27 protein-coding genes are annotated in these 13,531 nt (G+C 59.1%); 1 reads left to right on the forward strand and 26 read right to left on the reverse strand.

The features are described 5' to 3' along the window. Position 1: 1 nt before the first annotated feature. A complete protein-coding gene (gene galE / locus AC6H0N_RS13610; protein ID WP_497574668.1) occupies positions 2–1,033 on the reverse strand; it encodes a UDP-glucose 4-epimerase GalE in 1,032 nt (343 codons plus the stop codon). 67 nt (positions 1,034–1,100) lie between these two features. Between galE and AC6H0N_RS13615 the strand changes: the two genes are divergently transcribed. Continuing rightward, positions 1,101–1,517, forward strand: coding sequence for an RNA-binding S4 domain-containing protein (locus AC6H0N_RS13615; RefSeq protein WP_497574669.1), 417 nt, complete (start codon positions 1,101–1,103; stop codon positions 1,515–1,517). Positions 1,518–1,574: 57 nt separating this feature from the next. Here AC6H0N_RS13615 and rplQ read toward each other — a convergent pair whose 3' ends face one another. From rplQ to rplB, 25 genes are all read right to left on the reverse strand, one after another. Beyond that, positions 1,575–1,976, reverse strand: a complete 402-nt coding sequence (gene rplQ, locus AC6H0N_RS13620) for a 50S ribosomal protein L17 (protein WP_497574670.1) — start codon at positions 1,974–1,976, stop codon at positions 1,575–1,577. A gap of 25 nt (positions 1,977–2,001) precedes the next feature. Further along, the gene (locus AC6H0N_RS13625) at positions 2,002–2,982 is read right to left on the reverse strand and encodes a DNA-directed RNA polymerase subunit alpha (protein ID WP_497574671.1); all 981 of its coding nucleotides are present in this window, start codon (positions 2,980–2,982) and stop codon (positions 2,002–2,004) included. A 40-nt stretch (positions 2,983–3,022) separates the two neighbouring features. Continuing rightward, complete coding sequence (rpsD, locus tag AC6H0N_RS13630; protein WP_497574672.1) at positions 3,023–3,652, reverse strand: 30S ribosomal protein S4; 630 nt, start codon at positions 3,650–3,652, stop codon at positions 3,023–3,025. Positions 3,653–3,666: 14 nt separating this feature from the next. Next, the gene (gene rpsK / locus AC6H0N_RS13635; RefSeq protein ID WP_497574673.1) at positions 3,667–4,056 is read right to left on the reverse strand and encodes a 30S ribosomal protein S11; all 390 of its coding nucleotides are present in this window, start codon (positions 4,054–4,056) and stop codon (positions 3,667–3,669) included. 14 nt (positions 4,057–4,070) lie between these two features. Further along, on the reverse strand, positions 4,071–4,436 hold the full coding sequence (rpsM, locus tag AC6H0N_RS13640; protein WP_497574674.1) for a 30S ribosomal protein S13: 366 nt from the start codon (positions 4,434–4,436) through the stop codon (positions 4,071–4,073). Positions 4,437–4,491: 55 nt separating this feature from the next. Then, positions 4,492–4,605, reverse strand: a complete 114-nt coding sequence (gene rpmJ, locus AC6H0N_RS13645; protein WP_497574675.1) for a 50S ribosomal protein L36 — start codon at positions 4,603–4,605, stop codon at positions 4,492–4,494. Between the two features lie 23 nt (positions 4,606–4,628). After that, positions 4,629–4,847 (reverse strand): translation initiation factor IF-1, encoded by a 219-nt coding sequence (infA, locus tag AC6H0N_RS13650; RefSeq protein ID WP_497574676.1) that lies wholly within the window; start codon positions 4,845–4,847, stop codon positions 4,629–4,631. 4 nt (positions 4,848–4,851) lie between these two features. Beyond that, positions 4,852–6,177 (reverse strand): preprotein translocase subunit SecY, encoded by a 1,326-nt coding sequence (gene secY / locus AC6H0N_RS13655; protein ID WP_497574677.1) that lies wholly within the window; start codon positions 6,175–6,177, stop codon positions 4,852–4,854. A gap of 15 nt (positions 6,178–6,192) precedes the next feature. Beyond that, complete coding sequence (gene rplO / locus AC6H0N_RS13660; protein WP_497574678.1) at positions 6,193–6,630, reverse strand: 50S ribosomal protein L15; 438 nt, start codon at positions 6,628–6,630, stop codon at positions 6,193–6,195. Position 6,631: 1 nt separating this feature from the next. After that, complete coding sequence (rpmD, locus tag AC6H0N_RS13665; RefSeq protein WP_497574679.1) at positions 6,632–6,814, reverse strand: 50S ribosomal protein L30; 183 nt, start codon at positions 6,812–6,814, stop codon at positions 6,632–6,634. A gap of 3 nt (positions 6,815–6,817) precedes the next feature. Continuing rightward, complete coding sequence (gene rpsE / locus AC6H0N_RS13670; protein WP_497574680.1) at positions 6,818–7,342, reverse strand: 30S ribosomal protein S5; 525 nt, start codon at positions 7,340–7,342, stop codon at positions 6,818–6,820. Positions 7,343–7,354: 12 nt separating this feature from the next. Further along, positions 7,355–7,708: a 50S ribosomal protein L18 gene (gene rplR, locus AC6H0N_RS13675; RefSeq protein ID WP_497574681.1), complete on the reverse strand. Its 354-nt coding sequence runs from the start codon at positions 7,706–7,708 to the stop codon at positions 7,355–7,357. Positions 7,709–7,719: 11 nt separating this feature from the next. Beyond that, positions 7,720–8,253, reverse strand: a complete 534-nt coding sequence (gene rplF, locus AC6H0N_RS13680; protein ID WP_497574682.1) for a 50S ribosomal protein L6 — start codon at positions 8,251–8,253, stop codon at positions 7,720–7,722. Between the two features lie 9 nt (positions 8,254–8,262). After that, complete coding sequence (rpsH, locus tag AC6H0N_RS13685) at positions 8,263–8,658, reverse strand: 30S ribosomal protein S8 (RefSeq protein ID WP_497574683.1); 396 nt, start codon at positions 8,656–8,658, stop codon at positions 8,263–8,265. A gap of 12 nt (positions 8,659–8,670) precedes the next feature. Continuing rightward, positions 8,671–8,976: a 30S ribosomal protein S14 gene (rpsN, locus tag AC6H0N_RS13690; RefSeq protein ID WP_497574684.1), complete on the reverse strand. Its 306-nt coding sequence runs from the start codon at positions 8,974–8,976 to the stop codon at positions 8,671–8,673. A 7-nt stretch (positions 8,977–8,983) separates the two neighbouring features. Further along, positions 8,984–9,523, reverse strand: coding sequence for a 50S ribosomal protein L5 (gene rplE / locus AC6H0N_RS13695; protein ID WP_497574685.1), 540 nt, complete (start codon positions 9,521–9,523; stop codon positions 8,984–8,986). 10 nt (positions 9,524–9,533) lie between these two features. Next, complete coding sequence (gene rplX, locus AC6H0N_RS13700; RefSeq protein ID WP_497574686.1) at positions 9,534–9,851, reverse strand: 50S ribosomal protein L24; 318 nt, start codon at positions 9,849–9,851, stop codon at positions 9,534–9,536. Positions 9,852–9,862: 11 nt separating this feature from the next. After that, entirely contained in the window at positions 9,863–10,231 is a 369-nt protein-coding gene (gene rplN, locus AC6H0N_RS13705; RefSeq protein ID WP_497574687.1) for a 50S ribosomal protein L14, read from the reverse strand. Positions 10,232–10,391: 160 nt separating this feature from the next. Next, positions 10,392–10,661 carry a 30S ribosomal protein S17 gene (gene rpsQ, locus AC6H0N_RS13710; protein ID WP_497574688.1) on the reverse strand — a complete coding sequence of 90 codons (270 nt, stop codon included), beginning with the start codon at positions 10,659–10,661 and terminating at the stop codon, positions 10,392–10,394. Then, a complete protein-coding gene (gene rpmC, locus AC6H0N_RS13715; RefSeq protein ID WP_497574689.1) occupies positions 10,658–10,852 on the reverse strand; it encodes a 50S ribosomal protein L29 in 195 nt (64 codons plus the stop codon). The genes rpsQ and rpmC overlap by 4 nt, the downstream gene beginning before the upstream one ends. A gap of 4 nt (positions 10,853–10,856) precedes the next feature. Next, entirely contained in the window at positions 10,857–11,270 is a 414-nt protein-coding gene (gene rplP / locus AC6H0N_RS13720; RefSeq protein WP_497574690.1) for a 50S ribosomal protein L16, read from the reverse strand. Beyond that, complete coding sequence (gene rpsC / locus AC6H0N_RS13725; RefSeq protein WP_497574691.1) at positions 11,239–12,066, reverse strand: 30S ribosomal protein S3; 828 nt, start codon at positions 12,064–12,066, stop codon at positions 11,239–11,241. Before rpsC ends, rplP begins: the two co-directional genes overlap by 32 nt. A 9-nt stretch (positions 12,067–12,075) precedes the next feature. Continuing rightward, a complete protein-coding gene (rplV, locus tag AC6H0N_RS13730) occupies positions 12,076–12,405 on the reverse strand; it encodes a 50S ribosomal protein L22 (RefSeq protein WP_497574692.1) in 330 nt (109 codons plus the stop codon). A 9-nt stretch (positions 12,406–12,414) separates the two neighbouring features. Beyond that, positions 12,415–12,690, reverse strand: a complete 276-nt coding sequence (gene rpsS / locus AC6H0N_RS13735) for a 30S ribosomal protein S19 (protein WP_497574693.1) — start codon at positions 12,688–12,690, stop codon at positions 12,415–12,417. Positions 12,691–12,700: 10 nt separating this feature from the next. After that, positions 12,701–13,528 carry a 50S ribosomal protein L2 gene (rplB, locus tag AC6H0N_RS13740; protein WP_497574694.1) on the reverse strand — a complete coding sequence of 276 codons (828 nt, stop codon included), beginning with the start codon at positions 13,526–13,528 and terminating at the stop codon, positions 12,701–12,703. Positions 13,529–13,531: the final 3 nt, after the last annotated feature.

Consider the following 13,531-nt stretch of genomic DNA (forward strand, 5'->3'; position numbering starts at 1 on the left):
TTCACTTTGTCGTTTCGCTTGAATATCCGCGCGGGTTTTCTGATTGCCAACGCCAGGCATCGGTGCACATCGCCGTCAGATCGCGCTCGGCGCGCCAATCCAACACTCGCTGCGCCAATGACGGATCGGCCCAGCACTCCGCGATATCACCAGCGCGGCGCGGCATTACCTTGAAGGGAATCTGCCTCCCACTCGCAACCTCGAAGGCACGCAAGACTTCCAGCACACTGTAGCCGCGTCCCGTCCCAAGGTTGATGCAGTGGATACCGGGAAGACTGTCGATGCGCTCCAGCGCATGGAGGTGCCCCCGAGCCAGGTCCTCAACGTGGATATAGTCGCGCACTCCGGTACCATCGATTGTCGGGTAGTCATCACCGAACACCTTTAGTTCCGGCAAGCGTCCGACAGCCACCTGGCTGATATACGGCATCAAATTGTTAGGCAAACCCTCTGGATCCTCGCCGATCAGCCCACTGGCATGAGCTCCGACCGGATTGAAGTAGCGCAGCACGGCAACCGACCAGCCTGGCTCGGCCTGAGCCACCTCGCTGAGCACGTGCTCCATCATCCATTTGCTCCAGCCGTAAGGGTTGGTCGGAGCGGTCGGAAAATCCTCACGGACCGGCACCGCCACTGGATCCCCGTACACCGTGGCAGACGAGCTGAACACGAGACGGCACACCCCCGCATTGCGCATTGCGCTCACCACAGCGATGGTGCCGCCGACGTTGTTGTCGTAGTACTTGAGAGGTTCGGCCACCGACTCGCCGACAGCCTTGAGTGCAGCAAAATGAATCACTGCATCGATCGAGTGTCGCTCAAACACGTCCGCAAGCGCGGGGGCCGAACGCACGTCTATGGCATAGAACGCCGCGAGTCGCTTACCCGCAATTCGCTCGACACGCTCAAGTGCTTGCGGGTGAGCATTGACCAGACTATCCACCACCACGACGTCGTATCCCGCGGCGAGCAACGCAACGCAAGTATGCGAGCCGATATAGCCAGCCCCACCGGTCACGAGCACACAAGCCATCGCCGTCTCCGTAGAATTGGTGAGAGGCGTACATACACCTCCGTTTGAGCCGCCAAGGATACCAGTCATGCCACGCAACAATACCCACGACACAACACCTGGTAACGAAGGCGTACGCATCGACAAGTGGCTGTGGGCTGCGCGCTTCTACAAGACACGCAGCATCGCCGCAGCAGCGATCGACGCCGGACACGTGCGCGTCGATGGCCTGCGCTGCAAACCCGCCCGCAACGTACGCGTCGGCGACGTGCTCAGGCTGCTGAAGGACTCACTGGATCGCGAACTGGTCGTTCTCGCGCTAAGTACACAGCGCGGCCCAGCCACTACCGCCCAGACTTTGTATGCCGAGACTGAAGAGAGTCTGAGCAGAAAAGTCGAAGCCGAGGCACTACGCAAACTGGAGCCAACGCACGAGACCACCGCCGGCCGGCCAACCAAGCGCGATCGTCGGTCCCTTGAGCGCTGGCGCGATGGAAATCATTGAGCTGCAATACAAAAAGGGGCCCAAGGGCCCCTTTTTGAGATCAACGGCGCTGAATGCTCAGGCCGCTTCTTTGACCTGATCGGCAGACGCTTCGTCCGTCTCCGGACGATCCACCAATTCGACCAACGCCATCGGCGCATTGTCGCCATCGCGGAAGCCGTACTTGAGGATGCGCAGATAACCGCCGTTACGCTCAGCAAAACGCGGGCCAAGCTCATTGAAGAGCTTGACGACCATATCGCGGTCGCGCATGCGGTTGAATGCGAGGCGGCGATTTGCCACCGTCGGCTTCTTGCCAAGGGTGATCAGCGGCTCGACGACGCGGCGCAGCTCTTTTGCCTTAGGCAGAGTCGTCTTGATGACCTCATGCTGCAGCAGCGAGTTGGCCATGTTGCGGAACATCGCCTGGCGGTGGCTGCTGGTCCGGTTCAGCTTGCGAAGACCGTTGCGGTGACGCATTTTCTATTACCTCATTCGACCCGCATCAACCGAGCTTTTCAAGCCCGGCCGGCGGCCAGTTTTCAAGTTTCATGCCAAGCGTAAGACCACGGGTGGCCAACACTTCTTTGATCTCGTTGAGCGACTTGCGACCCAGGTTCGGGGTCTTCAGCAGCTCAGTCTCGGTGCGCTGGATCAGATCACCGATGTAGTAGATGTTCTCGGCCTTCAAGCAATTGGCCGAGCGCACCGTCAGCTCAAGGTCGTCAACCGGGCGCAGCAGCACCGGGTCGATCGTCACGCTCTCAACGCGCTCCTCAACCGGTTCCGTACCTTCCAGCTCAGCGAACACCGACAGCTGATCCATCAGCACGCGGGCCGAATAGCGGATTGCCTCTTCAGGATCGACGGCGCCATTGGTCTCGATGTCGATAACCAAACGATCAAGGTCGGTACGCTGTTCGACACGGGCGCTTTCGACCATGTAACTCACGCGACGAACCGGGCTGAACGACGCATCAATCATGATGCGGCCGATCGCCTTGCTCTCGGCATTCTCCGGACGCACATTCGCCGGCTCATAGCCACGGCCCTGCTGAACACGAATCTCCATGTCCAGCTTGCCGCCCGGCGCGATATGCGCAATCACGTGATCCGGGTTGATGATCTCGACATCATGACCGATCTCAAGATCCGCGGCAGTGACCACACCTTCGCCGCTTTTCGAAAGACGCAGGGTCGCATCGGGGCGGTTGTGCAGCTTCAGCACGACGCCCTTCAGGTTGAGCAGCACGTCGACGATGTCTTCGCGCACACCGTCGAGAGTGGAGTACTCGTGCAGCACCCCTTCGATCGTAACTTCCGTCGGGGCGCTGCCGGGCAGCGACGACAGCAGGATGCGACGAAGCGCGTTGCCAAGCGTATGACCAAACCCACGCTCGAACGGCTCCATCGTGACTCGCGCCTGCACCGGCGAGATGTTCTGCACGTCGATGATGCGCGGTTTCAGCAGTGCATTGCTTTGCATCAGCAGTTCCTCGGGCCTTATGTCCTGGGGCTAACCGGAGTTAGCGCGAATAGAGTTCGACGACCAGATTCTCGTTGATCGTCGGGGGCAGTTCGGCACGTTGCGGGTAGGCCTTGAAGGTACCTTTGCCAGCTTTAGCGTCAACGTCGAGCCACTCGGGGAAACCACGCGAGTTCGCGGCCTCGAGGGCAGCCTTTACACGCAGTTGGCCACGCGCAGCTTCGGTCAGCTCAACCACATCACCCGGCTTCACGACATACGAGGGAATGTTCACCCGCTTGCCGTTGATCAGGATCGCGTTGTGACGAACCAGCTGACGCGACTCGGCACGCGAGCCACCAAAACCCATGCGATACACGACGGAGTCCAGACGGCCTTCCAGCAGCTGAAGCAGGTTCTCACCGGTTTGGCCGCGGCGACGATCTGCCTCGGCAAACACTCGGCGGAACTGGCCTTCGAGCACGCCATACAGACGACGGATCTTCTGCTTCTCACGAAGCTGAACACCGTAGCCGGACATACGCTGGCCGGAACGCTGACCGTGCTGACCCGGCGCGTAGGAACGACGCTCGATCGAACACTTATCGGTAAAACACTTTTCGGCCTTGAGGAACAGCTTCTCGCCTTCGCGGCGGCACTGACGGCACTTGGGATCCAGATTACGAGCCACTTTCTACTCCTTCGTCAGATACGACGCTTCTTGGGCGGACGGCAACCGTTGTGCGGAACCGGCGTGACATCCGTGATGCTGGAAATCTTGATGCCGATCGAGTTGAGCGCACGCACGGCCGATTCACGACCCGGGCCGGGGCCCTTGATACGAACCTCGAGGTTCTTGATGCCGCATTCCTGGGCAGCCTTGCCGGCGGCCTCCGCAGCGACCTGCGCCGCAAACGGAGTGCTCTTGCGCGAGCCCTTGAAACCGGCACCACCCGAGGTCGCCCACGACAGGGCATTGCCCTGGCGGTCGGTAATCGTGATGATGGTGTTGTTGAAGCTCGCGTGAACGTGGGCGATACCCTCGGCAACGTTCTTCTTGACCTTCTTGCGAACCTTCGCAGCAGTCTTAGCCATTTATTAACCCCTGATCACTTCTTCTTGCCGGCGATGGACTTGCGCGGACCCTTGCGAGTACGAGCATTCGTGCGAGTACGCTGACCACGCATCGGCAGACCACGGCGGTGGCGGAAACCACGGTAGCAACCGAGGTCCATCAAACGCTTGATGTTCATCGTGACTTCACGACGAAGATCGCCTTCTACGACGAACTTCGCAACGCCATCACGGAGACGGTCCATGTCCGACTCGGTCAGATCCTTGACCTTGACCGAACGGGCAATAGCGGACTCGTCGCAAATTTTCTGGGCACGGGTGCGGCCAATGCCAAAAATGGCAGTCAGCGCGATCTCGACGTGCTTATGGTTGGGAATGTTGACCCCAGCGATACGTGCCATTCGGCTATACCCCAAAAAGCGAAACGTTAAATTGTAATCTTAGGCAGCGCGGAGATCAACCCTGACGCTGCTTGTGACGCGGATCCGTGCAGATGACGCGAACCACGCCTTTGCGACGAACGACCTTGCAGTTGCGGCACAGCCGCTTGACAGAAGCTTGGACTCTCATTTTATTGCTCCTAATATCTTGAATTACTTCGTCCGGAACACGATCCGGGCTTTGCTCAGGTCATACGGCGTAAGTTGAACCGTTACCTTGTCGCCCGGAAGAATCCGGATGTAGTGCATGCGCATCTTCCCGGAGATGTATCCGAGTACAACGTGTCCGTTTTCAAGCTTCACGCGGAACGTCGCGTTCGGGAGGTTTTCAAGTACCTCCCCCTGCATCTCGATTACGTCTTCCTTCGCCATTTGCTCACCTGGAGGGCAAACCGGCGCCTTTGAAGTTCGCTTTCTTCAACAGGCTTTCATACTGGTGCGACATCACATGCGACTGCACCTGGTTCATGAAATCCATCGTCACCACCACGATGATCAGCAGTGAGGTGCCACCGAAATAGAACGGCACATTCCAGCGCAGGATCAGAAACTCCGGCAACAGGCACACGAGAGTGATGTAGATCGCGCCGACCATGGTGAGGCGCGTCAGGATCTTCTCGATGTAGCGAGCCGTCTGGTCACCCGGACGAATACCCGGCACGAACGCACCGCTCTTCTTCAGGTTGTCTGCAGTCTCACGGGGGTTGAACACCAATGCCGTGTAAAAGAAGCAGAAGAAGATGATCGCCAGCGCGTACAGCATTACGTAAATCGGTTGCCCCGGAGCCAGCGTCGACGAAATGTCGCGCAGCCAAGTCATGCCCTCAGAAGCTCCGAACCACTGACCGAGCGTTGCCGGGAACAGGATGATGCTCGACGCAAAGATCGGCGGAATCACACCAGCCATGTTCAGCTTCAAAGGCAGATGCGAGCTCTGCCCGCCATACACCTTGTTGCCGACCTGACGCTTGGCGTAGTTCACCAGGATCTTGCGCTGACCGCGTTCAACAAACACCACGAAGCCAGTAACCACCACCACCAGCACGCAGATCACGAGCGCCGTGAAGGGATGCATTGCACCGGTACGTACCAGCTCGAACAGACCAGCGATAGCGCTGGGCAACCCCGCCACGATGCCGGCGAAAATGATCAGCGAAATCCCGTTTCCGATACCGCGCTCGGTGATCTGCTCACCCAGCCACATCAGAAACATGGTGCCGGTCACCAGCGTTGCCACGGTCACAAAGCGGAACATCAAGCCCGGATCGAGCACCAGCCCAGCCTGCGTCTCAAGTGCAATCGAAATTCCGATCGCTTGAGCCAGAGCCAGCACCAACGTCCCGTACCGCGTGTATTGCGTGATCTTGCGTCGGCCAGCTTCGCCGTCCTTCTTCAGCTGCTCCAGCGACGGAACTGCCACCGTCAGAAGCTGCATGATGATGGACGCCGAAATGTACGGCATGATGCCCAGCGCGAAAATCGTGAAACGCGACAGCGCACCGCCCGAAAAGAGGTTGAACACCCCCAGGATGCCACCAGCTTGCGACTGGAACAGCTCTGCGAGCCGCTCCGGGTCGATGCCGGGCACTGGAATGTGCGCACCAAGACGATAGACGATGAGCGCACCGAGCACGAAGAACAAGCGACGCTTGAGATCTCCGAAACGCCCGGTGCTACCCAAGGTGCCTGCGGTGTTTGCCACTGTGCTTTCCTTGCCTTATTCGGCCGAGACGGAGCCGCCGGCGGCTTCGATCGCCGCGAGCGCACCCTTGGTGGCACCAACACCACGCAGGGTTACTTTGCGACCGATCTCACCCGACAGGATGACTTTGGCCGAAAGAGAATCCGCCGGAATCACGCCAGCCTGCTTCAACACCAGCAGATCGATTTCGTCGATCGGCAGCTTGTCGATCTCGGACAGACGCACTTCCGCATTGCGAGCACGCGTCAGCGACACGAAACCACGCTTGGGCAGACGGCGCTGCAGCGGCATTTGACCGCCTTCAAAGCCGACCTTGTGGAAACCGCCCGTACGGGACTTCTGACCCTTGTGGCCACGACCGCAAGTCTTGCCCAAACCAGAACCGATGCCGCGTCCAACGCGACGTACGGCCTTCTTGGAGCCCTCACCGGGCTTAATGGAATTCAGTCGCATATCAACCCTCGGACTTCACAAGGTACGAAACCTTGTTGATCATGCCGCGCACTTCGGGCGTGTCCTGCAGTTCGACCGAGTGGTTCAGTCGACGCAGGCCCAGGCCACGAACCGTCGCGCGGTGCGATTGCTTGGTACCGATCACGCTTTTAACGAGCGTGACCTTGATCTTCTTGTCGGACATCGCTTACCCCAGAATCTCTTCGACGGATTTGCCGCGCTTGGCAGCAATTTCCGCCGGCGTGCTGATTGCGAGCAGGCCGCTGATCGTTGCACGCACGACGTTGTAAGGGTTGGTCGAACCGATGCACTTGCAGATCACATCGGTCACGCCCATCACCTCGAACACCGCGCGCATCGGACCACCCGCAATAATGCCGGTGCCGTTAGGAGCAGGCTGCATCAGCACGCGAGCGGCGCCATGGTGGCCGATCACGGTGTGCTGCAGGGTGCCATTGCGCAGGGCAACTTTCGCCATCTTGCGGCGAGCCTCGTCCATTGCCTTTTGCACAGCGACCGGCACTTCGCGGGACTTGCCCTTACCCATGCCGATACCGCCATCACCGTCACCGACCACGGTCAGCGCTGCGAAACCGAGGATGCGACCACCCTTGACGACTTTCGTCACGCGATTGATGGCAACCATCTTCTCGCGCATGTTGTCGTCGCGCTCTTCAGCTCCAGGCGCTCGTTTGCTTTGTTGCTTGGCCATACGAATCCTCGCTTAGAACTTCAGTCCGCCTTCGCGGGCTGCATCGGCCAGCGCTTTGACGCGACCGTGATAAAGAAAACCGGAACGATCGAACGCGACCTGCTCGATGCCGGCAGCCTTGGCGCGTTCGGCGATGAGCTTGCCGACCACCGTGGCGGCTTCCTTGTTCGCACCGGACTTGAGCTGGGCGCGGACATCTTTTTCCACCGTGGAAGCAGAGGCGAGCACCTTCGAACGGCAGCCCGAGATGATTTGCGCATAAATGTGCGCGTTCGTCCGGAACACCGTGAGACGCACTGCTTTCAGTTCCGCGAGCTTGGCCCGGGTTTTGCGGGCACGACGCAGACGACCTAGTTTTTTGTTCATGAAAACCGCCCTTACTTCTTCTTGGTTTCCTTGAGCACGATCACCTCGTCCGCGTAACGGACGCCCTTACCCTTATAGGGTTCAGGCTGGCGATATGCCCGCACTTCAGCCGCAACTTGGCCGACTTGCTGCTTGTCGATCCCCTTGATGAGGACCTCGGTCTGGGTTGGCGTCTCCACTTTCACACCAGCCGGCATCTGATGCACGACGGGGTGAGAGAAACCCAGCGACAGATTCAGCTTGTCGCCTTGGGCTTGGGCGCGATAACCGACACCGACCAGCGTGAGCTTCTTTTCAAAGCCCTTGCTGACGCCAAGCACCATATTGTTCACCACTGCACGAGCGGTACCCGACATGGCGTGGCCATTCGCTGCGCCTTCACGCGGCGCGAACACCAAGGCTTCACCATCACGTTCGATCGTGATGTTATTGCTGAACTGCTGGGTCAGCACGCCGAGAGGCCCCTTTACGGTGACCTGACCCGCGCTGATCGTCGCTTCCACACCCTTCGGGAGCGCGACCGGATTCTTCGCTACACGAGACATGCTTACTCCTTAGGCGACGTAGCAGATGACTTCGCCACCGACGCGGCCGGCACGGGCCGCACGGTCGGTCATGACGCCCCGGGGAGTCGACACGATGGCCACACCCAGTCCGTTCATGACGCGCGGAAGCTTGTCGCTACCCTTGTAGATACGAAGACCTGGGCGGCTCACGCGCTCAATGCGCTCGATGACCGGACGGCCGGCGTAATACTTCAAACCGATGTCAAGTTCCGGCTTGCCGCCGTTCTCCCGCACCGAATAGGAATCGATGTAGCCCTCGTCCTGAAGAACCTTCGCAATTGCGATCTTCAGTTTCGAGCTCGGCATCGTGACCGTGACTTTCTGAGCCTGCTGTCCATTACGGATGCGTGTCAGCATGTCGGCGATCGGATCGGACATACTCATTTCATACCCCCCTTACCAGCTCGCCTTGGTCACGCCGGGCACTTCGCCGCGGAACGCGAGTTCACGCAGCTTGTTGCGACACAGACCGAACTTGCGGAACACACCACGCGGGCGACCGGTGAGCGTGCAACGATTGCGACCGCGGACCGGGCTCGCATTGCGCGGAAGCTGCTGCAGCTTCAAGCGCGCAACCATGCGCTCCTCTTCGGACAGCTTGCTGTCCTTGATCTGGGCGATCAGCGCGGCGCGCTTAGCGGCATACTTTGCCACCAGCTTGCTACGCTTTTCCTCACGATTGATCAGAGCCAATTTCGCCATAACAGCCTCAATTCTTGAACGGGAACTTGAACGCCGCGAGCAGCGCCTTCGCTTCCTCGTCGGATTTCGCGGTCGTCGTGATGCTGATGTTCATCCCGCGGAGAGCATCGATCTTGTCGTACTCGATCTCCGGGAAAATAATCTGCTCTTTGACGCCCATGTTGTAGTTGCCACGACCATCGAAGCCTTTCCCGGAAATACCGCGGAAGTCGCGGATACGCGGGATTGCCACAGCGACCAGACGATCCAGAAACTCGAACATTTGCGGACCGCGCAGCGTGACCATGCAACCGATCGGATAACCGTCACGGATCTTGAAACCCGCGATGGACTTCCGAGCCTTGGTCACCACCGGCTTCTGACCGGCGATCTTGGCCATGTCAGCCACCGCATTCTCGAGAATCTTCTTGTCGCCAACCGCCTCACCAACACCCATGTTCAGGGTGATCTTGGTGATGCGGGGCACCTCCATGACCGACTTGTACTCGAAGCGCGAAGTCAGCTCCGAAACAACCGTGTCTTTATAAAACTCTTTCAAGCGCGCCATCGTCACTCCCTTAGGCGTCAACCAGTTCGCCGTTCGACTTGAAGAAGCGGACTTTACGACCATCTTCAAGCACCTTGAAGCCAACCCGATCGGCCTTTTGAGCGGCCGGGTTGAACAGGGCAACGTTGGAAACCTGGATCGGCATCTCTTTCTCGATGATGCCACCCGTTTCGCCCTTCATCGGATTCGGACGCACGTGCTTTTTAACGCGATTCACGCCTTCGACGAGCACGCGCTCATCATCGACGCGACGCAGCACGGCGCCACGACGGCCCTTGTCCTTACCGGCCAGGACCACTACTTCATCACCTTTACGGATCTTGTTCATCGCAAAACCTCTCAGAGCACTTCGGGCGCGAGCGAGACGATCTTCATGAACTTCTCGGTACGCAGCTCACGGGTGACCGGTCCGAAGATACGGGTACCAATCGGCTCGAGCTTGTTGTTAAGCAGGACTGCGGCGTTGCCGTCGAACTTGACGAGCGAGCCATCCGGGCGACGAACGCCCTTGGCGGTACGCACAACCACCGCACTATAGACATCACCCTTCTTCACGCGACCACGCGGAGCAGCATCCTTGATGCTGACCTTGATGATGTCCCCAATGCCGGCATAGCGACGCTTGGAACCACCAAGAACCTTGATACACATCACCGAACGCGCGCCAGAGTTATCGGCCACATCCAGCATGGACTGCATTTGAATCATGAATTTATCTCCAACTTTTCCCGCCGGAGCGGTCAGTCTTGGAACCCGTTCGGGTGGGATGCCCTGCCAGGGGCGGAATTACAGAAGCGAAGACCGAGCAGTATAATGGCGGAATATCAAATCCGCAAGCCATTAAACTGCTCGGCAGTAAAAAAGGCGATCAGATGACGCGCGCCTTCTCCAACACCTTCGCAACACGCCAAGCAACAGTCTTGGCAATCGGACGGCACTCTTCAATCTCGACAAGATCTCCAGCGCCAGCCAGCTCTTCGCTGTCATGTGCATGGTACTTCGCAGTCTTCGTCATGATCTTGCCGTAAAGCTCGTGCTTCACACGACGCTCGACGAGCACGGTCACGGTCTTCTGCATCTTGTCACTCACGACGCGCCCCACCAGGGTGCGACGTACGCTTTGAGTCTGTTCGGTCATTTCTGCACCGCCTTTTCACGCAACAGGGTACGGACACGGGCCACATCGCGACGCACTTTGCGCAGCTGGGTCGTATCGCCAAGTTGCTGAGTCGCGTGTTGCATACGCAGAGAGAACTGCGCCTTCAGCAACTCGAGCAACTCCTTGTCCAATTCCTCTACGCCTTTGGCGCGAAGTTCACTTGCTTTCATCAGATCACCCCAAGTGGCGATGCACGAAAACCGTCGCAAGCGGAAGTTTCGCGGCAGCAAGCCGGAACGCTTCGCGGGCGAGTTCTTCGCTGACGCCATCCATTTCGTACAACACCTTGCCCGGCTGAATCTCAGCAACCCAGTACTCCGGGTTACCCTTACCGTTACCCATACGGACTTCGGCAGGTTTGCTGGAGATCGGCTTGTCCGGGAACACGCGGATCCAGATACGACCGCCACGTTTGATGTGACGGGTCATCGCACGACGGGCGGACTCGATCTGACGAGCAGTCAGACGACCACGACCAACCGCCTTAAGGCCGAACTCACCGAAACTGACCTTCGCACCACGAGTGGCGACGCCGGTGTTACGGCCCTTCTGTTCCTTACGATACTTCCTTCTCGACGGCTGCAGCATCGTCTACTCCCGATTTCTTCGTACGTGCGCCGCTCTTGTCGGCATCCGGTTGATCTGCTCGACGGCCGGCGCGCTTGGGAGCGCGACCATCAGGTGCATCGGAACGCGGCGCGCGACGCGCCTTGCGAACCTCGCCTTCACCCTCTACCGCAGCAGGCTTTTCATTGCGACCGAGCATCTCACCCTTGTACACCCACACCTTGATGCCGATGATGCCGTAGGTGGTCTTTGCCTCGGAGAAGCCGTAATCGATGTCCGCACGCAGTGTGTGCAGCGGCACGCGACCTTCGCGATACCACTCGGTACGGGCAATCTCCGCGCCGTTAAGGCGGCCGGAACTCATGATCTTGATACCCTGCGCGCCGAGACGCGTGGCGTTCTGCATCGCGCGCTTCATGGCGCGACGGAACATGATCCGCTTCTCGAGCTGCTGAGCAATCGAGTCAGCGATCAGCTGAGCATCAACCTCGGGCTTGCGGACTTCCTCGATGTTCACGTGAACCGGAACACCCATGATGCCCTGCAGTTCGCGCTTGAGCGTCTCGATGTCCTCACCCTTCTTGCCGATGATCACACCAGGACGAGCACTGAACAGCGTAATGCGTGCGTTCTTGGCCGGGCGCTCGATGATGACGCGACCGACGGAGGCATGCGCAAGACGCTTCTTGAGGAAGTCGCGAACCTTGATGTCTTCACCAAGCATCTTTGCGTAATCGCCCGTCGGAGCGAACCAGCGCGAGGACCAGTCGCGCGTAACCGCGAGACGGAACCCGGTCGGATGAATTTTCTGACCCATAGTTGCTCCTTACTCCCCGACCGACACGTAGATATGGCAGGTGGGCTTGAGAATGCGGTTGCCCCGACCTTTCGCACGCGCAGTGAAGCGCTTCAGCGAAGTGCCTTCCTCGACCATGATCGTCGTGACTTTCAGGGTATCGATATCGGCACCGTCGTTGTGCTCGGCATTGGCAATCGCGGACTCGACCACCTTGCGGATGATCTCGGCACCTTTCTTCGGTGAGAAGGCGAGAATGCTCAGCGCCTGATCAACCGGCTTGCCTCGCACCATGTCAGCAACCAGTCGGCCTTTTTGGGCAGACAGGCGGACACCGCGGAGAATCGCTTTGGTTTCCATGTTTTCCCCTTACCTCTTCGCCTTCTTGCTCGCAGCGTGACCTTTGAAGGTACGCGTGAGCGCGAACTCGCCGAGCTTGTGGCCGACCATGTTCTCGGAAATGAATACCGGAACGTGCTGGCGACCGTTATGCACCGCGATCGTCAGACCGACGAAGTCGGGCAGGACCGTCGAACGGCGGGACCAGGTCTTGATGGGGCGCTTGTCGTTGGACGTGCGCGCCGCATCCACCTTTTTCAGCAGGTGACCGTCAACAAACGGTCCCTTTTTTACGGAACGTGCCATCTTTTACCTCTTATCGCTTGTAGCGGCGCTGCACGATCATCTTGTCCGTGCGCTTGTTGCTCCGCGTACGGTATCCCTTGGCCGGCTGACCCCACGGACTGCGCGGAACACCGCCTTCGCCCGTACGGCCTTCACCACCGCCGTGCGGGTGATCGACCGGGTTCATCGCGACACCTCGCACCGTCGGGCGGATGCCACGCCAGCGGTTGGCACCGGCCTTGCCGATCTTGCGCAAGGAGTGCTCGGAATTGCCGACCTCACCAATGGTGGCGCGGCATTCAACGTGCACCCGACGGACCTCACCCGAACGCAGGCGAACCTGAGCGTAAGAGCCTTCCCGTGCGAGCAACTGGACAGACGCTCCGGCGGCACGCGCCATCTGAGCACCTTTGCCCGGCTGCAACTCGATGCAATGAATCGTCGTACCGACCGGAATATTGCGAATCGGCAGCGTGTTACCCGGCTTGATCGGCGCCTCTGAGCCGCTCACGACCTGCTGGCCAACTTCGAGCCCTTTCGGCGCGATGATGTAGGCACGCTGACCATCGGCGTAGCAGATCAGCGCGATGTTGGCCGAACGGTTCGGGTCATACTCAAGACGCTCGACCTTGGCAACGATGCCATCGCGGTTGCGACGGAAATCGACGACACGATAGTGCTGCTTGTGACCGCCACCCTGGTGACGCACCGTGATGCGACCGTTGTTGTTACGGCCTGCATTCTTGGTCTGCTTCTCGACCAGGGCCGCAAACGGACGACCTTTGTGCAGATCGGGGTTGACGACCTTGACGACCGCGCGGCGACCAGCAGAAGTAGGTTTGACTTTAACGATTGCCATGTC

It is taken from the genome of Pseudazoarcus sp. NS34 (assembly GCF_059703725.1).